Origin of the sequence: Methylibium petroleiphilum PM1, assembly GCF_000015725.1 — a bacterium.
Lineage (GTDB): Bacteria > Pseudomonadota > Gammaproteobacteria > Burkholderiales > Burkholderiaceae_C > Methylibium > Methylibium petroleiphilum.
In genome coordinates, this window is sequence record NC_008825.1 from 3,350,306 (window position 1) to 3,370,855 (window position 20,550).

General features: G+C 67.2%; 19 protein-coding genes. 10 read left to right on the forward strand and 9 right to left on the reverse strand.

The window, feature by feature from the left end; all coding sequences use genetic code 11:
• Nucleotides 1-220: 220 nt before the first annotated feature.
• Nucleotides 221-1,603 (forward strand): M23 family metallopeptidase, encoded by a 1,383-nt coding sequence (locus MPE_RS15905; protein WP_011830727.1) that lies wholly within the window; start codon nt 221-223, stop codon nt 1,601-1,603.
• 72 nt (nt 1,604-1,675) lie between these two features.
• Entirely contained in the window at nt 1,676-2,779 is a 1,104-nt protein-coding gene (locus tag MPE_RS15910; RefSeq protein WP_011830728.1) for an anhydro-N-acetylmuramic acid kinase, read from the forward strand.
• 80 nt (nt 2,780-2,859) lie between these two features.
• On the opposite strand, the gene erpA is transcribed toward MPE_RS15910, so the two are convergent.
• From erpA to rplM, 5 genes are all read right to left on the reverse strand, one after another.
• Nucleotides 2,860-3,225 (reverse strand): iron-sulfur cluster insertion protein ErpA, encoded by a 366-nt coding sequence (gene erpA / locus MPE_RS15915; RefSeq protein WP_011830729.1) that lies wholly within the window; start codon nt 3,223-3,225, stop codon nt 2,860-2,862.
• Nucleotides 3,222-3,674, reverse strand: coding sequence for a bactofilin family protein (locus MPE_RS15920; protein ID WP_011830730.1), 453 nt, complete (start codon nt 3,672-3,674; stop codon nt 3,222-3,224). Before MPE_RS15920 ends, erpA begins: the two co-directional genes overlap by 4 nt.
• Before the next feature lie 36 nt (nt 3,675-3,710).
• Nucleotides 3,711-4,436, reverse strand: coding sequence for a DUF6776 family protein (locus MPE_RS15925; RefSeq protein ID WP_036229444.1), 726 nt, complete (start codon nt 4,434-4,436; stop codon nt 3,711-3,713).
• Nucleotides 4,437-4,578: 142 nt separating this feature from the next.
• Complete coding sequence (gene rpsI / locus MPE_RS15930; RefSeq protein ID WP_011830732.1) at nt 4,579-4,971, reverse strand: 30S ribosomal protein S9; 393 nt, start codon at nt 4,969-4,971, stop codon at nt 4,579-4,581.
• Nucleotides 4,972-4,980: 9 nt separating this feature from the next.
• Nucleotides 4,981-5,409 carry a 50S ribosomal protein L13 gene (gene rplM / locus MPE_RS15935; RefSeq protein ID WP_011830733.1) on the reverse strand — a complete coding sequence of 143 codons (429 nt, stop codon included), beginning with the start codon at nt 5,407-5,409 and terminating at the stop codon, nt 4,981-4,983.
• Nucleotides 5,410-5,697: 288 nt separating this feature from the next.
• Between rplM and MPE_RS15940 the strand changes: the two genes are divergently transcribed.
• The 3 genes from MPE_RS15940 to MPE_RS15950 all read left to right on the forward strand — a co-directional run bounded on the left by MPE_RS15940 (nt 5,698) and on the right by MPE_RS15950 (nt 8,377).
• Nucleotides 5,698-6,426, forward strand: a complete 729-nt coding sequence (locus MPE_RS15940; RefSeq protein WP_011830734.1) for a GNAT family N-acetyltransferase — start codon at nt 5,698-5,700, stop codon at nt 6,424-6,426.
• Between the two features lie 127 nt (nt 6,427-6,553).
• Nucleotides 6,554-7,273, forward strand: a complete 720-nt coding sequence (locus MPE_RS22855; RefSeq protein WP_011830735.1) for a DUF2726 domain-containing protein — start codon at nt 6,554-6,556, stop codon at nt 7,271-7,273.
• Nucleotides 7,274-7,360: 87 nt separating this feature from the next.
• Complete coding sequence (locus MPE_RS15950; protein ID WP_011830736.1) at nt 7,361-8,377, forward strand: serine/threonine protein kinase; 1,017 nt, start codon at nt 7,361-7,363, stop codon at nt 8,375-8,377.
• 26 nt (nt 8,378-8,403) lie between these two features.
• Here MPE_RS15950 and htpG read toward each other — a convergent pair whose 3' ends face one another.
• Nucleotides 8,404-10,281: a molecular chaperone HtpG gene (gene htpG, locus MPE_RS15955; protein WP_011830737.1), complete on the reverse strand. Its 1,878-nt coding sequence runs from the start codon at nt 10,279-10,281 to the stop codon at nt 8,404-8,406.
• Nucleotides 10,282-10,471: 190 nt separating this feature from the next.
• Here htpG and MPE_RS15960 point away from each other — a divergent pair, with 190 nt between their 5' ends.
• From MPE_RS15960 to MPE_RS15970, 3 genes are all read left to right on the forward strand, one after another.
• Nucleotides 10,472-11,716: a cation:proton antiporter gene (locus tag MPE_RS15960; protein ID WP_011830738.1), complete on the forward strand. Its 1,245-nt coding sequence runs from the start codon at nt 10,472-10,474 to the stop codon at nt 11,714-11,716.
• Between the two features lie 2 nt (nt 11,717-11,718).
• Nucleotides 11,719-12,831: a YbdK family carboxylate-amine ligase gene (locus MPE_RS15965; RefSeq protein ID WP_011830739.1), complete on the forward strand. Its 1,113-nt coding sequence runs from the start codon at nt 11,719-11,721 to the stop codon at nt 12,829-12,831.
• A 214-nt stretch (nt 12,832-13,045) separates the two neighbouring features.
• A complete protein-coding gene (locus MPE_RS15970) occupies nt 13,046-13,354 on the forward strand; it encodes an MTH1187 family thiamine-binding protein (protein ID WP_011830740.1) in 309 nt (102 codons plus the stop codon).
• A gap of 52 nt (nt 13,355-13,406) precedes the next feature.
• Here MPE_RS15970 and MPE_RS15975 read toward each other — a convergent pair whose 3' ends face one another.
• A complete protein-coding gene (locus MPE_RS15975) occupies nt 13,407-13,763 on the reverse strand; it encodes an H-NS histone family protein (RefSeq protein ID WP_011830741.1) in 357 nt (118 codons plus the stop codon).
• Between the two features lie 106 nt (nt 13,764-13,869).
• Between MPE_RS15975 and ychF the strand changes: the two genes are divergently transcribed.
• Together ychF and MPE_RS15985 are read left to right on the forward strand one after the other, a co-directional pair.
• Nucleotides 13,870-14,964, forward strand: coding sequence for a redox-regulated ATPase YchF (gene ychF / locus MPE_RS15980; protein ID WP_011830742.1), 1,095 nt, complete (start codon nt 13,870-13,872; stop codon nt 14,962-14,964).
• A 140-nt stretch (nt 14,965-15,104) separates the two neighbouring features.
• Nucleotides 15,105-18,338 carry a CHASE domain-containing protein gene (locus MPE_RS15985; RefSeq protein WP_011830743.1) on the forward strand — a complete coding sequence of 1,078 codons (3,234 nt, stop codon included), beginning with the start codon at nt 15,105-15,107 and terminating at the stop codon, nt 18,336-18,338.
• 11 nt (nt 18,339-18,349) lie between these two features.
• Here the strand turns inward: MPE_RS15985 and MPE_RS15990 are convergent, their stop codons facing one another.
• On the reverse strand, nt 18,350-19,732 hold the full coding sequence (locus tag MPE_RS15990) for a sensor histidine kinase (RefSeq protein ID WP_011830744.1): 1,383 nt from the start codon (nt 19,730-19,732) through the stop codon (nt 18,350-18,352).
• The gene (locus MPE_RS15995) at nt 19,732-20,421 is read right to left on the reverse strand and encodes a response regulator (RefSeq protein ID WP_036249371.1); all 690 of its coding nucleotides are present in this window, start codon (nt 20,419-20,421) and stop codon (nt 19,732-19,734) included. The genes MPE_RS15990 and MPE_RS15995 overlap by 1 nt, the downstream gene beginning before the upstream one ends.
• Nucleotides 20,422-20,550 lie beyond the last annotated feature (129 nt).

Genomic DNA, 20,550 nt, shown 5'->3' on the forward strand with positions numbered 1-20,550 from the left:
GTTTTGCGGCACTAACCTGATCGGCAGGGTCGGACATGAGCAGGATTTGGGTTTTTACGCCGGGCCACTACGGCCCCTCGATACAATCGTTGCGTTTGCAGAGTGACGGGATTCTAGAGGGGCACAACCCCCGGCATCGTCGACTGCCCACGCCAGACTTGCCGCATGTGTCCCCGCCAGCGGGATTGCTCGGGTCGTTCGCTTTTCAGGATCGTTGGGATTGAACACTTCTGCTTCCTTGCTTCGCCTCGTCGAGCGTACCGACGCGCTGTTGCAGCGCCATCCACGCCGGCTCACGGCAGCCGTCGTGACATTGCTGCTGGGCTCGGCAGTCACCGCCTTCGGCGTGGCGCCGATGGCCCCCGATGCAGCCGACCTGCCACGCCGGGTTCTAACGGAAAGCGTCACCCCGCTTGCGCTCGACGCACAGTTGCAAGCACTTGAAACACACTCGGTAGCGCTCTACCGCAGCGAACTCACCCGCAGCAGCGACACGGCCGACACGCTGCTCCAGCGTCTCGGCATCGATGATGCGGAGGCAGCAGCCTTCCTGCGTCGCGATGCCACAGCGCGCGCGCTGCTCGAAGGCCGTGCCGGGAAGATGGTGCAGGCACTCGCCACCAACGGCCGGTTGAGCCGGCTCATCGCCCGCTCTCCCGCCGAAAGCACAGCTCAGTTCTCGACGCATTTCACGCGGCTCACCATCGAGCGCGACGCGATTGGCCTGCGAGCGCGCACCGAGCAGGCGGCGCTGTCCAACGAGGCCAAGCTCGGATCCGGCACCATCCAGAGTTCGTTGTTCGCGGCCGCGGACGACTCGCGACTGCCCGACGCAGTGACCATCCAACTCGCCGAGCTGTTCGGCACGGATATCGACTTCCGCCGCGAGCTCAAGCGCGGCGACACCTTCACGGTACTGTACGAGGCGCTCACCGCCGATGGCGAGCCGGTGACGTGGAACCAGGCATCGGGTCGCGTGCTGGCGGCTCAGTTCATCAACGATGGGCGCACGCACGATGCCGTGTGGTTCGAGGAAACCTCCTCCACGGGCAAGACCAAGGGCGGCTACTTCGGACTCGACGGTCGCAGCAAGAACCGCATGTTCCTCGCATCGCCGATGGCCTTTTCTCGTGTGACCTCCGGCTTTTCGATGCGATTGCACCCGATCCTCAAGACCTGGCGCGCCCACCTGGGAGTCGACTATGGCGCGCCGACCGGCACGCCGGTGCGCGCCGTCGGCGACGGCGTCGTCGAGTTTGCCGGCTGGCAGAACGGCTACGGCAACATCGCCATCATCCGCCACGCCGGTGACCGCGAGACCCGCTACGCGCACCTCAGCCGCCTCGATGTGAAGCGTGGTCAGCGCATCGACCAGGGCCAGCTCGTCGGCGCCGTGGGAGCTACCGGCTGGGCCACCGGCCCTCACCTGCATTTCGAGTTCCGCGAGCGCGGCCAGGTCCAGGACCCGCTGAAGATCGCGCGCGCGTCCGAGGCCCTCACCATCTCGCCTGCCGCGCGGGCGCAGTTCGACGAAATGGCGGCCGCCGCCCGGTCGCAGCTGACCGTCGCCTCTGCCGTGAGCCCGGTGGCACGCTTCGAGTGAGGCGCCCGCCGCACCGCGGAACGAGCCCGCCACGGCGGGCTTTTTCACGCCCCCGGGGCTTAGGATGCTGCAATGGGTGAGAACTACATCGGCCTGATGTCAGGCACCTCGATCGACGGCGTCGACGGTGTGCTGGTCGAGTTCGACGGTGAACGCATGCAGGTGCTGGCGCACGCGCACCGGGCGTTCGACCCCGCACAGCGCGCCGAACTGCTGGCGCTGAACACCCCGGGCGACAACGAATTGCACCGCGCTGCCCTGGCGGCGAACGCCCTGGCCCGGACGTACGCCCAAGTCGTGACCGAACTTCGCAAACGCGTGCCCGGCCCGGTACGCGCCATCGCAGCGCACGGCCAGACCGTGCGGCATCGGCCCGGTCAATTCGACGGCATCGGCTACACGCTGCAGCTCAACGCACCGGCCCTGCTGGCCGAGTTGACCGGCATCGCGGTCGTGGCCGACCTGCGCAGCCGCGATGTCGCGGCCGGCGGCCAGGGCGCTCCCCTGGTCCCGGCCTTCCACCGCGCCCGCTTCGGTCGAGACAGCGAAGCCGTGGCCGTGGTCAACATCGGCGGCATCAGCAACCTGACGCTGTTGCCCGGAGACGCTCGCCCGGTTCGAGGCTTCGACTGCGGTCCCGGCAACGCTCTGATGGATCTGTGGTGCCTGCGACATCGTGGCCTGCCATACGACGACGGTGGACAGTGGGCCGCTGGCGGGACCGTCGCGCCCGACCTGCTCGCCGCCGCCCTGCGGGACCCGTACTTCGCCCTGCCGCCACCGAAAAGCACCGGACGCGACGACTTCCATGGCGCGTGGCTCGATGGCCTGCTGGCAGAGAGGCCGGGCCTCCATCCGCAGGACGTGCAGGCGACGCTGTGCGAGCTGACCGCCCGGGTCATCGCCGACGATCTGGTGCGCCACCTGCCCGCCACGACCGTCCTGCTGGTGTGCGGCGGCGGTGCGTTGAACCGGGAGCTGATGCGCCGGCTGCAGGCCGCGCTACCGGGCACGCCGGTGCAATCCAGTGCGGAACGCGGCTTGCCACCGCTGCAGGTCGAGGCTGCGGCATTTGCCTGGCTGGGCCGGGCCTGCCTGCACGGCCGCAGCGGTTCCCTGAAGGAAGTGACCGGCGCCGCAGGATCGCGCGTGCTGGGGGCGCTCTACCCGGCTTGATCGGATCCGGGAAACGAAGAAGCCGCCCGAGGGCGGCTTCTGGGTGATGCAGCTGGTGCGGGAGAGCCCCGCACTACGCCTCAGGTCGAGAAGCTCGAACCGCATCCGCAGGTGGTGGTGGCGTTCGGGTTCTTGATGACGAACTGCGCGCCTTCCAAGTCTTCCTTGTAGTCGATCTCGGCGCCTACCAGGTACTGCAGGCTCATCGCGTCGATCAACAGCATCACGCCGTTCTTCTCCATCTTGGTATCGTCGTCATTGACGATCTCGTCGAAGGTGAAGCCGTACTGGAAGCCGGAGCAGCCGCCGCCCTGTACGAAGACGCGCAGCTTCAGCTCGGGGTTGCCCTCTTCCTCGACCAGTTCCTTGACCTTGCCGGCCGCACTGTCGGTGAAGACGATCGGGGCGGGCATCTGGGTGGCAATGTGTTCTGCAACGGCGCTCATGGAGACTCCTGTGACTCGCGATCCGGGATCGCCCTCGTATTGTGACCGACTGCGCTCAAGACCGCATTGGCCGCCAGTCGCAGCGCAGGTTTGTCCTCCGACGCCAGCGGCCGCAGTTCCCCGTTCACCTGTGCGCCCTGGTGCATTTCCAGGCGCTCGTAGCGCACATTGCCCTCTATGCGAGCCTTGGGCTGCAACTCCAGCAGTTCATCCGATTCCAGCGGGCCGCGGACTTCGCCATTGACGATCACGTGACCCGCCTTGACCCTGCCGGCAATGCTGGCTTTCTCGCCGATCACGAGCAGGTTGCGTTCGTCGCCGAGGGCCAGCACATTGCCCATCACCCGCCCGTCGATGCGGAGACCCTCGCTGAAGCGGATCTCGCCCTCGATCACCGTGCCCTCGCCAACGAGTGTGCGGATGGGAGGTTGCTTGCGCATTCCGAACATGTTTCATCTCCTAGGAAAGGCGTGCCATGCCGCGCGCTAGAGGCTCACATCCTGGCTGGCGCGCACACCGCCCTGGGCGTCCAGCACCCGGACCTGCAGGGCGTCGACCACGGCCAGCGCGGGAAAATTGAGCGTGCCGTCCACGCGCTGGTACTGGCGGAACTGCAGCACACGCGGCGCTCCGGATGGCGATTGCGACCACGTCTGGCCTTCGAGCTGACCCTTCAGCGTCAGCTCATAGCGTCCCTTGAACTCGGCTGGTGACTTGCCCTGCTGCATCACCAGCAACTGGTAGCGCAATTGTCCGTTGCCGACGACTTCGGCCTGCAGCCCGCGCACCACCAGTTCCGATTTCCCGCTGGTCGGCAGCAGGCGCTCAAAGAAGCCGAGGTCCCCTTTGAGCGCCAGATTCTCGGCCTCCAGCGCCTTGATCTGGCTCATGAGTCGCTCCTGAGTCGTGCGCTCCGTCTTGAGCAGGCTCTCCGCGGTGTTGGCGATGCTCTGCGCCTTGTCGCGCTCGCTGCGCAACTGCTCGAGGTCGATCGCATCCGCCTCCTTCGACGGCGTCGCCACCGGCACCCGATCGAGCCGGTCGAGGCCGGCGATGTCCTTGCCGAACTCGAAGGCCCACAGAGCCAGCGCCGCCGAGAATCCAAGGGCCAGCGCCAGAACCGCCCAGCGCAGCGGCCATGGCAGATGACTGCGCACGATCATGCGCGGCGCACTGATCGACAAGCGGCGGCGCAGCAGCTTCCAACGCATGGGGTTCCGGAAAGCCCAAAAGTCCATTCTAGGCAGCCACCCCGTGGCCGCCAGCGCGCAATGTGCAACCGGACGATGAACTTGCAGCACAAATGAAAAAGCCGCCCGAAGGCGGCCTTTTGTCGCGGACTGCGCAGAAAGATCAGCGCTTGCTGAACTGCTTGCGGCGACGCGCGCCGTGCAGGCCGACCTTCTTGCGCTCGACCTCACGCGCATCGCGCGTGACGAAACCGGCACGGCTGAGCTCGGACTTAAGCGCCGCGTCGTAATCGATCAGCGCCCGCGTCACGCCGTGGCGCACAGCGCCGGCCTGACCCGATTCGCCGCCACCGTGAACGTTGACCTTGATGTCGAAGGCCTCGACATTGTTGGTCAGGAACAGCGGCTGCTTGACGATCATGATCGACGTCTGACGGCCGAAATATTGTTCGACCGGCTTGCCGTTGACCGTGATCTGGCCGCTGCCCTTCTTGATGAACACTCGTGCCACCGAAGACTTGCGGCGGCCGGTCCCGTAATTCCAATTGCCAATCATCGCCGCTCCTTAGACTTCCAGAGCCTTGGGGCTCTGGGCGGTGTGCGGGTGCGTGGCACCGGCATAGACCTTCAGCTTCTTGATCATCGCGTAGCCCAGCGGCCCCTTGGGCAGCATGCCCTTCACGGCCTTCTCCAGGGCGCGGCCGGGGTGCTTGGCCTGCATGTCCTTGAACTTGGTCGCGTAGATCCCACCCGGGAAACCCGAGTGCCGGTAGTACACCTTGTCGGTGGCCTTGTTGCCCGTGACACGGAGCTTTTCGGCGTTGACGATGACGATGAAATCGCCGGTATCGACGTGAGGCGTGTAGATGGGCTTGTGCTTGCCACGCAGACGGAGGGCCACTTCGCTGGCAACCCTTCCGAGGACCTTGTCGGTCGCGTCAATCACAAACCACTCGTGCGTCACTTCGGCCGGTTTGGCGCTGAAGGTTTTCATGACTTTGAAACAGAGTGGAAATCCCGGCTCACATCGCTTTCGCGGTCGGTGCCCCTTGTATGCCATTCCTTCGGACGAGCCGTCGAACCGGCGTGGGGCCTCTTAGGCGAAATACCGACCACCCTGGGGTGACCGCTTCTCCCGGAGCCAGAAAGCGGGAAAGTCAAGCAGTATAAGCCAGATCATTCCGTCGGACGGCGCAGGAGTCGAAGTCGGCCGTGGCGGCGCATTCCCCTCCCCCACCACAAGGTCAAGCGAGATCGCCACTAAAATATAAGGGTAAACCCCATGGCCGCCGATCCCTTTCCCCCTGCTGCCCGCCCGAGCATGTCTGCGGCCCCCTCCGCCCAGCCCGCCTCGCGACGCGCGCATCGCAGTGCCTTGCAATGGGTGCCGATCCGCTCGCTCGCCGAACGTCACCGGGAGCGGATCGTCGCCCATCTGGTTGCTCTCCCGCCGCGCGACCGCTATCTGCGCTTCGGCCACGCCGCAAGCGATGAGCAGATCGCGCAGTACGTGGACAGCATCGAGTTCGCGCGCGACGAGGTCTTCGGCATTTTCAACCGCCGGCTGGAATTGGTGGCGATGGCGCACCTCGCGTATGAGCGCGCGCCGCAACTCGACAGCCATCCCGCGATGGTCGAGTTCGGGGTGTCGGTGCTGCCGCAGGCGCGTGGGCGTGGCTATGGAGCCCGCCTGTTCGATCACGCGGTCATGCACGCCCGCAACCGCGGAACGGAGACCCTGTTCATCCATGCGCTGAGCGAAAATACCGCCATGCTGAAGATTGCACGCAACGCCGGTGCCAAGGTGGTGCGCGACGGCAGCGAGTCGGAAGCGTGGCTGAAACTGCCGCCCGACACCCTGGGCAGCCAGGTCGAGGAGATGGTGGAAACCTATGCCGCCGAGGTGAATCACCGCCTGAAACGTCACGCGCTGCAACTGGAGCACTGGTTCGATGCCGTGAACGAGGTCCGGGCCCGGTTCGCCAAGGGACTGGTCGTCGCCTCGGAGTAGCCCGCGGCCGTCGCCGCGGGGCGACAAGCACTCACCTGAGGGGATGCCGCCCAAGCCCGGCGGTGACTAGCATGCCGGACCGCCCGCGCCGTGCCGCGGCGAAATCTGCCACGCCACTGTATCCCTCATGACGCTGCCCCTCTGGCTGTATGCGCTGCTCGCGGGCATGGCCCTGGTCTGCGCATTTGCCGTCGGGCGCTACTCGCTCGCCCGCCGACAACGCCGTTCGCTGCCGAGGCAATGGCTGCTGATGGCACGGCCGGTCCTCAATTCCGACGAACGCCGCACCATGCGCATGCTGCGCGAGGGGCTGCCCCAGTACATCGTGCTGGCGAAACTGCCGCTGGTCCGCCTCTGCCAACCGCGCGACCCGCGGCGGGTGCGCTACTGGTTCGACCTGCTCGGAAGCCTGCACGTGAGTTTTGCCGTCTGCAGCCCCAACGGCCGGGTCATCGCCGTCATCGACCTCGAGCCGGAGCGCGGCGTGTCGCGGCGCGCCAGCAAGATCAAGCAATCGGTACTGGATGCGTGCCGCATCCGCTACCTGTCGTGCAAGGCCGAGAATCTGCCCCCGATGAGCGAACTGCAATTGCTGCTTCGCCCCCAGGGCGCTGCACCGCGCCAAGCGCCGCTCGCCGCCGCGCCACCGAAAAACTTCCAGCAGGCACGCAGCACCTTGTCCGACACGGTCCGCACGCGCCGCGCCGAGCGCTCGGCCCGCTGGGCGGACTCCGGCTTCCCGCAGGATTCCTTTTTTGCGCCGGACAGTCGACTCGACGGCCCGAGCAGCGAGTTTGCGCCACTGGCCGCGGCAGTGCCCGACTCGCTCTCGGGTTCTCTGCGCTGAACACTCGCCCGCCTCGGAAAGGCGCCGTCGCAGATCCGATCCGCCAGCGTTCCCGGCCGGGGTACGCCCGCATGCGAGCATCGCGGCATGGATCATGCCGCACCGCCCCAGCCCTTTGCCGATCTGACACCGCACGCGGTGCTCGACGCGATGGCCGACATCGGCCTTTACGGCGATGGTCGGCTGCTGCAACTCAACTCCTACGAGAACCGCGTGTTCCAGGTGGCGCTGGAGGACGGCAACACCGTCGTCGCGAAGTTCTATCGCCCCGCGCGCTGGAGCAACGAGCAAATCCTCGAGGAGCACGCCTACGCGCTCGAGCTCGACGCCGCCGAAGTGCCGGTCGTCGCCCCGCTGGTGCTGGATCCCCGGCAAGCGCGCGGTGCATTGCGATGCCTCGGTGCGCCTCCCACGCTGGCAACGCTCGGCGGCATGCGTTTCGCCGTCGCGCCGCGCCGCGCCGGCCGGGCGCCGGAACTCGACGATCCCGAGGTGCTGGAATGGATCGGCCGCTTCATCGGTCGTCTGCATGCCGTTGGGCGACAGCGGCCGTTCGAGCACCGGCGCACGCTTGACATCGATACCTTCGGCCATGCTCCGCGGAAGTGGCTGCTCGACACCGACAAGGTCACCGCCGCAGAGCGCCCGCGCTGGTCAGACGTGTCGGAGCGGGCGCTGACGCTGGTGGCCCAGCATTTCGCCGCGGCCGCCCCGCTGCGTTCGCTGCGCCTCCATGGCGACTTCCACCCTGGCAACCTGCTGTGGACGCCTCAGGGCCCCCATTTCGTCGATCTCGACGACGCGGCGATGGGTCCCGCCGTACAGGATCTGTGGACGCTGCTGTCGGGAGACCCGGATGTCGCCCGACAGCAACTCGCCGCGCTGCTGGAGGGCTACGAAACGTTCTGCGACTTCGACCGCCGCGAGCTCGCACTGGTCGAGGCGCTTCGCACCCTGCGGATGATCCACCACAGCGCCTGGCTCGCACAGCGTTGGGACGATCCGGCCTTCCCCGCCGCGTTCCCGTGGTTCGGCGCGCCGAGCTACTGGTCCCAGCAGATCGAGCACCTGCTGATGCAGATCGACGTGATGACCGGCGCGTAGCGCCGGTCAGCGCAGAACGGAGCGGCTCAGACCAGCAGCCGGTTCACGCGCTGCACGTAGGCAGCCGGGTCGTCGAGCTGGCCGCCTTCGGCCAGCACGGCCTGGTCGAACAGCACCTGCGCCAGATCGTCGAAGCGCTCGCTGCCATCGAGGCGCTTCACCAGCGCGTGTTCGGTGTTGACCTCCAGGATCGGCAGGCTCGTCGGTGCGCTCTGGCCGGCCTGCTTCAGCAGGCGCGCAAGGTGCCCGCTGATATCGCCATCTTCCACCACCAGGCAGGCCGGTGAATCGACCAGCCGTGTCGTCACGCGTACGTCCTTGGCGCGCTCCTTCAACGTGTCCTTCAACTTCTCCAGCACCGGCTTGAAGGCCTCGGCCGCTGCCTCGGCCTGCTGCTTCTCGCCCTCGTCCTGCAGCTTGCCCAGGTCCACCGCGCCCTTGGCCACGCTCTGCAGCGGCTTGCCCTCGAACTCGAACAGGTGAGAGAGCATCCACTCGTCGACGCGGTCCGTCAGCAGCAGCACCTCGATGCCCTTCTTGCGGAACACCTCGAGTTGCGGGCTGTGCCGTGCCGCCGCCGTGGTGTCGGCGGTGATGTAGTAGATCGCCTCCTGGCCGTCCTTCATGCGCGCCAGGTAATCGGCCAGCGACACCCCCTCGTCGGCCTGGGTCGATGCGAAGCGCAACAGCTTGGCCAGGCGCTCCCGGTTCGCGTGGTCCTCGCCCACGCCTTCCTTGAGCACCGCGCCGAACTCGCGCCAGAAGGCGGCGTACTGGTCGCGCCGCGCGGCGTCTTCGCTGCCCGCCATCTCTTCCAGCATGCCCAGCACGCGCTTGGTCGAGCCTTCACGGATCGCCTTCACGTCGCGACTTTCCTGCAGCAGCTCGCGCGAGACGTTCAGCGGCAGGTCGCTCGAATCGATCACGCCCTTGACGAAGCGCAGGTAGCTCGGCATCAGCGCCTGTGCGTCGTCCATGATGAAGACGCGTTTCACGTAGAGCTTGATGCCGCCCTGGCGGTCGCGGTTCCACAGGTCGTGCGGCGCCTTCGCCGGCAGGTAGAGCAGCTGGATGTACTCGCTGCGGCCCTCGACGCGGTTGTGCGTGTAGGCCAGCGGCGGCGTGCTGTCGTGGCTGAACTGTTCGTAGAAACTCTTGTATTCCGCGTCGGTGATCTCGCTCTTCGGGCGGGCCCACAGCGCAGCCGCCTTGTTGACGGTCTCCCATGCGTCCTGAGTCACGTACTCGCTCTTCTCCGCGTCCCAGACCTGCCCGCGCATCAGGATCGGCAAGGAAATGTGATCGGAGTAACGACCGATGACGGACTTGAGCTTCCACGCGCTGAGGAACTCGTCCTCGCCGTCGCGCAGATGCAGCGTCACCGAGGTACCCCGCTGCGCACGAACGAGATTCTCGACCTCGAAGTCGCCGGTGCCAGCGCTGCTCCAGCGCACCCCCTCTTCGGCCTTCAGCCCGGCGCGGCGCGACTCGACCGTGATGCGGTCGGCAACGATGTAGCCACTGTAGAAACCCACACCGAACTGGCCGATCAGCTGCGCGTCCTTCGCCTGCTCGCCCGACAGCTTGCCGACGAACTCGCGGGTGCCGCTCTTGGCGATGGTGCCCAGGTTGGCGATCACCTCGTCGGCACTCATGCCGATGCCGTTGTCGGCGATCGTGATCGTGCGCGCCTCCTTGTCGAAACTCACGCGCACTTCCAGGGTCGAAGCATCCTCGTACAGTGCGGCGTCGTTCAAGGCCTCGAAGCGCAGCTTGTCGCAGGCGTCCGAGGCGTTGGAGATCAACTCGCGGAGAAATATCTCCTTGTTAGAGTACAAGGAGTGGGTCACGAGGTGCAGCAGCTGCTGCACCTCGGCTTGGAATGACAAGGTCTGCTTGTTCATGGCGGCCTGAAAATCGTTGACAGGGTGCACGGGCGCGAGAGCCGAATGTGCGCCGAAGATTGTGGGGCCACTTGCCGGTCTTTCAAGACCGCGAGACCCCGGACCCGCGGGCCGCAGCGCGGCCCTGCTGCCCACCGCGGCCCGCGCCAGCGAGCCGGACCGCGACAGCCCCGAGGAGAACAACAACGCCATGGAGACATCAGCTCTCGCCCTGTCCACTGCACCGCTGTGGACCCTGGAAGGTCTGCGCGGTGCCGACCCCGTGCTGGGGATCGCGCTGTTGATCATCATCGCCGTCGTCACCGGCGAGGCGGTGCGTCGCTGGACGCGCCTTCCGCGCACCTGCGGCCACATGCTGGTCGGCGTGATCGCCAGTCCGCTGGCCCTGCGCCTGCTGGAGCGCACCGATCTCGATCCGTGGAAGCCGCTGCTCGATCTGGCAGTCGGCGTGCTCGTGTTCGAGCTCGGGGCCCGCATCCGCCCGCGCTGGCTGTTCGACAACCCCACCCTGGCGCTGCAGTGCATCGCCGAATCGGTGCTCGCGGCGGCCGCCGTGACCGCGGGCCTGGTGATGCTCGGCGCACCGGCGATGTCGGCGGCGCTGGTCGGCGCCGTGGCGATGGCCACCTCCCCGGTCATCACGATGGCCGCCGTGCACGAGACCCAGCCACGTGGTCAGGTCACCGAGCGGCTGCTGATGATGACCGCGCTCAACAGCGTGCTCGCCGTACTCGCGCTGAAGATCTGGCGCGTGATCGCGACCGCTGACGCGCCGCTGAGCTCCGAGTGGCTCCCGGCACTGGCCAATGCGGTCTATGTGCTGTGCGGCTCGTTCCTGCTCGGCGCATTGCTCGGCCTGCTGCTGACGTGGATGTCACGTCCCATGCGCCGCACGATGGCCAGCGCGGTGCTGCAGATCGGCCTGCTGGTGCTCGGCGCGCTGCTGGCCACGCAATGGACGCTGTCGCCGCTGCTGGCGCTGTTGGTCGCCGGCGTCGTGGCGCGCGCACGCATGGGCCACGGCCTGACCATCGAGCCGCAGCTCGGCACCGCCGGCGCCGCGCTGACCGTGCTGCTGTTCGTGAGCCTGGGGCTGGTCAGCTCGGTCGAGAGCTTCTGGAGCCTGTGGCCCTGGGTGCTGGCGATCATCGTCGCGCGCGCGCTCGGCAAGGGACTGGCGGTGGCGGCGCTCGCGCGACCCAGCGGCCTGAGTCTGAAGCAGTCGCTGGCCCTCACCGTGGCACTGCAGCCGATGGCGCAGTCGGCCCTGCTGCTGGGTGCGGCCACCTACGGCTGGCCGGCCGATGCGCCGATCGTCGATGCCGCCGTGCTGCAGGCGCTGGTGATCGCCGTCACGCTGATGCAGCTCAGCGGCCCGGTGTGGTCGGTGCTGGGACTGCGCCATCTCGCCCGCGAAGTCCCGGAACGGAGCTGACCATGGCCTTGCAAGATTTCACCCCTTCGGAGCCGCTGACCCTCGGCGTCGAGCTCGAGCTGCAGTTGCTCAGCACCCACGACTTCGACCTCGCACCGCAGGCGGAGGACCTGCTGCGCGAGACCGCCAAGCACAGCGGCGCGTGGGACATCAAGCCCGAGATCACGCGCAGCATGATCGAGATCGGCAGCTCCATCCAGCGCCGTCATGGCCCGCTGCGGGAGGAGCTGCGCGACATGCGCAACCAGCTGACGCGCGCGGCGCGCAAGCTCAACATCGCCATCGCCGGGGGTGGCACCCACGCGTACCAGCATTGGAGCGAACAGCAGATCTTTCCAGCCGAACGCTTTCGCTACATCAGCGAGCTGTACGGTTATCTCGCCAAGCAGTTCACCGTGTTCGGCCAGCACGTGCATGTCGGCTGCCCTGACGGCGACCAGGCGCTGTGGCTGCTGCATGCCCTGTCGCGCTACGTGCCGCACTTCATCGCGCTGTCGGCCTCATCGCCCTACGTTCAGGGACAGGACACCGGCTTCGATTCGGCACGGCTCAACTCGGTGTTCGCCTTCCCGCTGTCGGGCCGTGCGCCGTTCGTGCGCAGCTGGGAGGAGTTCGGCGGCTTCTTCGACAAGATGACGGCGACCGGCGTCGTGCAATCGATGAAGGACTTCTACTGGGACATCCGCCCCAAGCCCGAGTTCGGCACCATCGAGCTGCGCGTCTGCGATACGCCGCTGAGCGTCGACAAGGCCGCGGCACTGGCGTGCTACCTGCAATGCATCTGCCGTCAGCTGCGCGAGGAGAAGCCCTTCGAGCCCAGCGAGGACGACTACCTCGTCTACACCTTCAACCGCTTCCAGGCCTGCCGCTTCGGGCTCGACGGCGAGATCGTCGACCCGAAGACCAAGCAGCGCTCGCGCCTGCGCGACGACATTCTGCGTACCTTGACGCGCCTGGACGAGCACGCGCTCGACCTGGAGGCGCTCGATGCGACGCAGTTACTGCGCGACTCGCTGTTCGAGGGCAACGATGCCCGCTGGCTGCGAACGCAGCGCGCGGCGATGCTGCCGCTGCCTGCCGTGGTGGAGGCTGCCGCCCGGCGCTGGGGTGAATGATCGACGGGTGCCACCCACGCAGAGCGACAGTTGTCGCCTGCGTGGCCGTGACATCCGTCGCATTGATGCAACGCGCGGACGGTCCAGCCTGCGTCTGGAGCGCGCCGGCGCCTCGGAAACGCAGCTTCGATGACGGGCACAAAGCTTGCCCTGTCGGGTTCACCCGTTGCACGGGTCGAACGACACGCGCACATCACTCACAGGAGACTCACCGATGGTCCTGCTCGAATTCGCCATGGCACCGCTCACCAAGGGCGAGAGCGTCAGCCCCTTCGTCGCCCGCTCGCTCGACATCATCGACAAGAGCGGCGTGCCTTACCAGCTCACACCGATGGGCACGATCCTCGAAGGCGAATGGCACGAGGTGATCGCCGTCGTCAGCGCCTGCTTCGAGGCGATGAGCGCCGACTGCGACCGGGTGGGCACGAACATCAAGATCGACTACCGCGCCGGCCCGGGTGGACGGCTGCAGTCGAAGCTCGACTCCGTTCAGCAGAAGCTGGGACGCACGCTGTCAACCTGACAGCGCGCCCGCGGGAACTGCGGCCCGTGCCGGCCGCAGATCCTGCAAAAGATCAAGCAGCGAGGTCTTCCGGCGTCTTGCCGCCAGCGATCGCATCCAGGAACCACTGCGGGCGCCGCCCGTGGCCCGACCAGCTGTGGCCGGCGTCGTCGCGGTACTTCACTTTGCTGGCGGTCCGAGCCGGCTTCTTCTTTTTCGCCCCGGTGCCGCGCGGTTTGCGGCCCGACGCGGCGAGCCCGAGATCGGCCGCGCTCAGGTCATAGAACGCTATCGCCTCGCGGATGCGCTCGATCACGTCTTTCACTTCGCGCTTCTTGAGAGCTTCCGCCTGACGCTGCAGCGTCGCGATTTCTTTTTGGATCTGGGCCAGTGATTTCGCCATTCCGATGTCCTTCGTGTTGGTATCCATGCCAGTGAGAGCATAAGCCCACGCCGGTAAAATCGCTGGCAGTCGCCCGGCATCGAGGCGCCGCAGCCGCCGGCTGCTTCCACTCTCAACGAAAGCCCCGCCCGCCATGAGCCTCAAATGCGGCATCGTGGGTTTGCCCAATGTCGGCAAATCCACTCTTTTCAATGCGCTCACCAAAGCCGGTATCGCCGCGGAGAACTATCCGTTCTGCACGATCGAGCCCAATGTCGGCGTCGTCGAATTGCCCGATCCGCGGCTGCAGGCGCTGGCCGCCATCGTCGTGCCGGAGAAGCTGGTGCCGGCCATCGTCGAGTTCGTCGACATCGCCGGCCTCGTGGCTGGCGCGAGCCAGGGCGAGGGCCTGGGCAACCAGTTTCTCGCCCATATCCGCGAGACCGATGCGATCGTGAACGTGGTGCGCTGCTTCGACGACGAAAACGTGATCCACGTCGCCGGCAAGGTCGACCCGATCGCCGACATCGAGGTGATCCAGACCGAGCTCTGTCTGGCCGATCTCTCCACGGTCGAGAAGACGCTGCAGCGCTCGATCAAGGCCGCAAAGTCCGGCAATGACAAGGAAGCCGCCAAGCTGGTCGACGTCCTGCAGAAATGCCAGACGGCGCTGAACGAGGCGCGTCCAGTGCGCAGCATCGCCTTCAGCAAGGAAGAAATGGCGATCCTCAAGCCGCTGTGCCTCATCACGGCCAAGCCGGCGATGTTCGTGGGCAACGTCGACGAAGGCGGCTTCCAGGACAACCCGTATCTCGACAAGCTGCGAGCCTATGCCGAGAGCCAGCGGGCACCCGTTGTGGCCATCTGCGCCAAGACCGAGGCCGAGCTCGCCGACATGTCGGACGAGGACCGGCTGATGTTCCTGCAAGAGATGGGACAGGAGGAGCCCGGGCTGAACAGGCTGATCCGTGCGGCCTTCAAGCTGCTGGGCCTGCAGACCTACTTCACCGCCGGCGTGAAGGAGGTGCGAGCCTGGACCATCCACATCGGCGACACCGCGCCGCAGGCCGCCGGGGTGATCCACACCGATTTCGAGCGCGGGTTCATCCGGGCTCAGACCATCGCCTTCAACGATTTCATCGCGTTCAAGGGCGAGCAGGGCGCCAAGGAGGCCGGCAAGATGCGCGCCGAAGGGAAGGACTACGTCGTCAAGGACGGCGACGTGCTGAACTTCCTGTTCAACGTCTGAGCGTCTGTTCGTGAAGAGACCCGGCGGCGCAAGCGCTGGCGGGGTGTGAAGGCGGCCACGGCACGGCCTGCAGCGTGTGCCGACGGAGGCTGCCACGCCCATCGCCGGTGGTAGGCTCGCAGGCGATCGCCCCCGTCCTCATGGCCGATACGCTCACTCACTCCAGTCCGACAGCCTCCGCCCCCCCCTTCGTCGCCACATCGCTGGTGACCCTGGTGCTGGTCGCGCTGGCCTATGTGCTGACGGGCGCGGCCTCGCTGCAACTCGCGATCCCCCCCGGCTACGCTTCGCCGCTGTTCCCGCCGGCCGGCATCGCGCTGGCCGCGGCCTTGGTCTACGGTTGGCGGGTGCTGCCGGCGGTGATGCTCGGGAGCCTGAGCGTGCAGATGCTCGTGTACTTCAACGGCGATCAGCAGCATGTCTTCCGCGATTCGCTCACCGGGCTCGCAATCGCTTGCGGTGCGACGATGCAGACTGCGCTCGGCGCCTGGCTGGTGCGCCGCGGCCTGAGGGAGCCACTGACGCTGGACGGGCCGGCTTCGATCCTGCGCCTGTTCGGTTTCGGTGCGTTGGCCGCCTGTACCGTCGGGGCAAGCCTGAGCGTCCTGGCGCTGTGGTTGGCCGGTCTGCTGCCGACCGCCCTGCTATTCGACACCTGGTGGACCTGGTGGGGCGGCGATGCCTTGGGCGTGATGATCGCCACACCCGTGGTGCTGACGCTGATCGGCCGACCGCGGACCGCCTGGCGCCCGCGCCGCAACACCGTGGCCTTGCCGTTGGTGGTTGCCACCTTGCTGCTGGCGCTGGCCATCTGGCAAGTCGCCCGCTGGGACGGCCAGCGCGACGCGGCGCGCTTCGAGCGCGATGCGATCAGCGTGAGCCGTACAGTCGAGCTGCGGCTCAATGCCCACCTCGACGCACTGGATGCGATGCACAGCATCTATGTCGCGTCGTCGAACGTCGACAGCCGTGAGTTCGAGCGGGCCAGCGCCGGCTGGCTGCGCAAGCTGCCGAGCGTGCAGGCGATCGGTTGGCATGAGCGCGTTGCGCGGCAGGACCTGCCGGCCTTCGAGGCAAGCCTGCGCTCTCTCGGTCAACCGCACTACCGCGTGTTCGAACGCGACAGCGCCCTCAGCGCGAACGACTCCGAACTGATGGTGATGCGCTACATCGAGCCGCGTGCTGGCAACGACACCGCGCTGGGTGTCAACGCGCTGTCGATTCGCGCTGCCCGCGAGGCCATCGCGCGCGCGCGCCTGAACGATGGCGCCACGGTCACCCCTGGCTTCAGGCTCACGCAGGAAACCGCACAGCAGACCGGCGTTGTCGTCTATCGCGCCGTGTACCGTGGGGACGAGCCATCACGCAGCTTGCAGGGAATGGTCTTCATTACTCTACGCATGGAAGACGCTCTGGCCCGGCTTGCTGTCGGTGCCCCACGCTACCTTCAGTTCTGTCTGCTGGACAGTGATGCCCCCCCCGAGAGCCGGCTGCTGGCCGGCTCGTCCGACTGCGCGCGCCCTGCCGTCAATCCCCTATGGAGCCACACCGCGGAGATCCCGTTCGCCGGTCGCACCTGGGAGCTTCGGGTGCAGGCACCGAATGGCGTTCCCAATGGGCCCGCCGCCGGGCCGCTATCGGGAGAGAGCGCGACGGCTTGGCTGTTCTCACTGACCGGGCTGCTCGGCACCGGCATGATGGGTGCGCTGCTTCTGCTCGTCACAGGGCGCACTCGGCAGACCGAAACGGCTGTCGCAGAACGTACCGAGCAGTTGGAGCACGAGATCACCGAGCGCCTGGCCACCGAACAGGCGCTGCGCGAGAGCGAGCAGCGCTTCCGCAGCATCTTCAACTCGGTGCCTATCGGCGTGGTCTACACCGACCTTCAGGGCCGCATCAAGCAGCCTAACGCAGCCTACTGCACCATGACCGGCTACAGCGAAGAAGAGCTGTTGAGCCTGTCGCTCGCCAGCCTGACCCACCCCGAGGACCGTGCCGCCGATCTGGCAAGCCAGCAGGATCTGGTGGACGGGCGGCTGCCGCTGTACCGACGGCGCAAACGCTACGTCACCAGGAACGGCCCGGTACTGTGGGTCAGCGTGACGGTCAGCCTGCTGCGCGACGAGCACGGCCAGCCGCACCGGCTGGTGGGACTGGTCGAGGACATCAGCGAGCACCTGCGCCTCGAAGAAGCGGAGCATGCGCGCGAATCCGCGGAGACCGCCAACCGCGCGAAAAACGAGTTCCTTTCGCGCATGAGCCACGAACTGCGCACGCCGCTCAACGCGATGCTCGGCTTCGCGCAACTGCTCGACCTCGACCGCGGCGAGCCTCTGCACGAGCGCCACCGGATGTGGGTAACGCAGATCCAACAGGCCGGCTGGCATCTGCTGGAGATGATCAACGACGTGCTGGACCTGTCGCGCATCGAGTCCGGCACACTGAGCCTGCAGGTCGAGTCGTTGTCGCTGGAGCCGCTGATCGCCGCATCGATGGCACTGGTGGAGCCGCAGGCGCGCGGTCGCGGCCTCACGCTTGTCCGCACGATGGCCGAGCACGCCCCGCTGCAGGTTTTGGGCGACGCGACTCGCGTCAAGCAGATCCTCACCAACCTGCTGAGCAACGCCGTCAAATACAACCGCGAGGCGGGTGAGGTGCGTGTGTCGACCCGTCGCACTGAGGACCGCGATGGCACGCCGATGCTGGAACTCGACGTCTGCGACACCGGCCTGGGCATCGAGCCTCAGCTGCTGACCCAGCTGTTCCAGCCCTTCAACCGGCTGGGGCGCGAGCGTGGCGCGACCGAAGGCACCGGCATCGGCCTAGTGATCGCCAAGCTGCTGGCCGAGCGCCAGGGCGGGTCGCTGAAGGTGCGAAGCGAGCCCGGTGTCGGCTCGACCTTCACGCTGCGCCTGCCGCTGGACTCGCAAGCGCGGCCGATGACCGCGAGCCAGGAGGCCGACGAAGAGGCCAACGCAGCCTACAACCGTCGTCATGTGCTCTACATCGAGGACAACGACACCAACGTCGAGGTGATGCGCGGCATCTTCGGCCTGCGTCCGCAGGTCCGTCTGGCCGTCGCGACCACCGGGCTGGACGGCTTGGCGGCCGTGCGCACCTCGGCGCCCGACCTGATCCTGCTCGACATGCACCTGCCCGACATCGACGGCATGGTGCTGCTCCAGCACCTGAAGTCCGACGAGCAGACCGCCGAGATCCCGGTCATCGCCGTCTCCGCCGACGCGCTGCCGGCCCAGATCTCGGCCGCCCTGGGGGCCGGCGCGATCCGCTACCTCACGAAGCCGGTCGCCATCGACGAGGTGCTCGGCGTCCTGGACGAGCTGCTGTCGCAGCTGACGACCCGCTTCGGCTAGCCCCCCGCGATTCACCGGCCGGGCGGGAACACGACGCGCACGCGCAGGCCGCAGCCGTCTTCGCCGTCGAGCAACTCGACCCCCGCGTTGTGCGAGCGAGCGATGTCGCGCACGATGGCCAACCCGAGGCCGCTCCCGGCTCCCGTCGAGCCCGGTGCACGGTAGAAGCGCTCGAACACCTTGGCGCGCTCTTCGGCCGCAATGCCGGGGCCGTTGTCTTCCACCTCGAACATCGACCTCGGTGCACCGTCCTGCTGCTTCAGGACACCGGTGCGTACCGTGATCCGGGCCGGCCGCTGGACGGTGCCGGTCGCGTACTCCAGCGCGTTGTGGATCAGGTTGGCGAGCAGCTCACCGAGCAGATGGCGGTGCCCACGCACCGGCGCTGCCTCGAGCTGGAACCCGAGATCGGCGCCGCGTTCCAGTGCGCGCGGAACCCAGTCCTGCGCGGCGTCCTGGGCCCCCGCCTTCAGGTCGACCGGATCCCCAGGCTCGTTGCTGCTGGCCTCGCTGCGTGCCAGCGCCAGCAGCTGGTCCGCGGCCCGGGCCACGCGCTGCGTCGAACGATGCACGCGCTCGAGCGTTGCATGGACGGCGGGCGGGTGGGCTTCCAGCAACGCCAGCTCGGACTCGGTCCGCAGCGCAGTCAGCGGGGTGCGCAACTGGTGTGCCGCATCGGCGATGAAATGGCGCTGCCGCGTCGCGTCGGCCGCCACGCGCTGCAGCAGCTGGTCGATCGCGTTGAGGAGCGGCTGCACCTCGCTGGGCATGCGCCCGCGACGCAGGGGCCGCAGGTCGTCGAGCGAGCGCTGCGCCAGCTGCTCGTTGACGGACTCGAGCGGCTGCATCGCGTGCCGCACCACCCACCAGATCGCCACCGCGAACACCAATGCGAACACCAGCGCGAGCGTCAGTGTCAGCACCAGCGATTCGTTGCGCGCCTTGTCCCGCTTGACCAGCGTCTCCGCCACGCGAACCTGACACAGCCGGGCGCCGCACTCGACCGCGTGCACCGCCATCCGCACGGGATGATCGTCGACCCGCGTGTTGAACATCCGGCGCTCGCCACGAGCGAGCGTGATCGGCGGACTGGCCAGCGGGGCGTCGCCAGCCAGCCGCTGGCCGTCGGCGTCGAGCACGATGTAGTAGGTGGTGTCCGTTGCGCTCGTGCGCAGCGACTGCTCGGTCTGCTGGTTCAGCTCGAACTCCACCTGCCCGTCGATCACGTGCACCAGGTTGCCCAGCGCCAAGGCCCAGTCGCTCAGTCCGACGTCGTAGGCATCGCTGGTGCGCTGCAGCTGGCCGCGCAGGTCAAAGAACAGCCGCACCGGCGCGATCAGCACCGTGAGGAGCACCACCCACAGCAGGAGGGTGGCCTTCAGGCTGTTGAGCATCACTGCACGGAGGGAGCGGCTCCGGCGACTTCTTCCACGAGGTAGCCGAAGCCGCGCACGGCGCGGATGCGCAGGCCGGCCGGCTCGATCTTCGGCCGCAGGCGCGAGACGTAGACCTCGACCGCGTTCTCCGACAGCGCATCGTCCCAGCCACTGATGGCCTGCAGAATCTGCTCCTTGCCGACGACATGTCCGACCCGGCTGAGCAGGTACTCGAGCACCGCCCATTCGCGCGCCGACAAATCGAGCGGCTGTTCGCCGATCCAGGCCCGGTTGGCCTCGAGGTCCATGCGCAACCCACCCATCGAGAGCACGCTGCCCTGGCGCGCCTGGTGACGGCGCGTCAGCACCTTCACCCGCGCGATCAACTCGGCCAGCGCGAACGGCTTGACGAGGTAGTCGTCGGCGCCCATCTCGAGGCCGTGCACGCGATCCTCGATCGCGTCGCGCGCGGTCAGCATCAGGACCGGCAGGGTCGAGCCCTGCTCGCGCACACGACGCAGCGTCTCGAAGCCATCGATGCCGATCAGGCCGATGTCGAGGATCAGGAGGTCGTAGGGATCCGTCTTGACAGACGTCGGGACCGGTTCCCCGCGGGGCGTGTGGTCGACCACCCAGCCTTGCGAGCGCAGTGCGCGCGCCGTCGACTCGGCCAGTGCCGGGTCGTCTTCAGCCAGCAGGATGTGCATGGAGGATGGGTCTTGCGCGAGTGCCTTGGAACGGTGAATCATGTTCGAAGTGGAAGCGATGACCATGGCCCGCACTGTAGCGCGCAGGCCTGCCTCCCCGTCGACCCGCATCGTCTCCGCTGCGTTCGG

What these genes read in the sequence shown, in the direction of transcription:
- MPE_RS15910 (WP_011830728.1), top strand. Translation starts at nt 1,676, where the DNA reads ATGGGTGAGAACTACATCGGCCTGATGTCAGGCACCTCGATCGACGGC.
- erpA (WP_011830729.1), bottom strand. Translation starts at nt 3,225, where the DNA reads ATGAGCGCCGTTGCAGAACACATTGCCACCCAGATGCCCGCCCCGATC.
- MPE_RS15920 (WP_011830730.1), bottom strand. Translation starts at nt 3,674, where the DNA reads ATGTTCGGAATGCGCAAGCAACCTCCCATCCGCACACTCGTTGGCGAG.
- MPE_RS15925 (WP_036229444.1), bottom strand. Translation starts at nt 4,436, where the DNA reads ATGCGTTGGAAGCTGCTGCGCCGCCGCTTGTCGATCAGTGCGCCGCGC.
- rpsI (WP_011830732.1), bottom strand. Translation starts at nt 4,971, where the DNA reads ATGATTGGCAATTGGAATTACGGGACCGGCCGCCGCAAGTCTTCGGTG.
- rplM (WP_011830733.1), bottom strand. Translation starts at nt 5,409, where the DNA reads ATGAAAACCTTCAGCGCCAAACCGGCCGAAGTGACGCACGAGTGGTTT.
- MPE_RS15940 (WP_011830734.1), top strand. Translation starts at nt 5,698, where the DNA reads ATGGCCGCCGATCCCTTTCCCCCTGCTGCCCGCCCGAGCATGTCTGCG.
- MPE_RS22855 (WP_011830735.1), top strand. Translation starts at nt 6,554, where the DNA reads ATGACGCTGCCCCTCTGGCTGTATGCGCTGCTCGCGGGCATGGCCCTG.
- MPE_RS15950 (WP_011830736.1), top strand. Translation starts at nt 7,361, where the DNA reads ATGGATCATGCCGCACCGCCCCAGCCCTTTGCCGATCTGACACCGCAC.
- htpG (WP_011830737.1), bottom strand. Translation starts at nt 10,281, where the DNA reads ATGAACAAGCAGACCTTGTCATTCCAAGCCGAGGTGCAGCAGCTGCTG.
- MPE_RS15960 (WP_011830738.1), top strand. Translation starts at nt 10,472, where the DNA reads ATGGAGACATCAGCTCTCGCCCTGTCCACTGCACCGCTGTGGACCCTG.
- MPE_RS15965 (WP_011830739.1), top strand. Translation starts at nt 11,719, where the DNA reads ATGGCCTTGCAAGATTTCACCCCTTCGGAGCCGCTGACCCTCGGCGTC.
- MPE_RS15970 (WP_011830740.1), top strand. Translation starts at nt 13,046, where the DNA reads ATGGTCCTGCTCGAATTCGCCATGGCACCGCTCACCAAGGGCGAGAGC.
- MPE_RS15975 (WP_011830741.1), bottom strand. Translation starts at nt 13,763, where the DNA reads ATGGATACCAACACGAAGGACATCGGAATGGCGAAATCACTGGCCCAG.
- ychF (WP_011830742.1), top strand. Translation starts at nt 13,870, where the DNA reads ATGAGCCTCAAATGCGGCATCGTGGGTTTGCCCAATGTCGGCAAATCC.
- MPE_RS15985 (WP_011830743.1), top strand. Translation starts at nt 15,105, where the DNA reads ATGGCCGATACGCTCACTCACTCCAGTCCGACAGCCTCCGCCCCCCCC.
- MPE_RS15990 (WP_011830744.1), bottom strand. Translation starts at nt 19,732, where the DNA reads ATGCTCAACAGCCTGAAGGCCACCCTCCTGCTGTGGGTGGTGCTCCTC.
- MPE_RS15995 (WP_036249371.1), bottom strand. Translation starts at nt 20,421, where the DNA reads ATGCACATCCTGCTGGCTGAAGACGACCCGGCACTGGCCGAGTCGACG.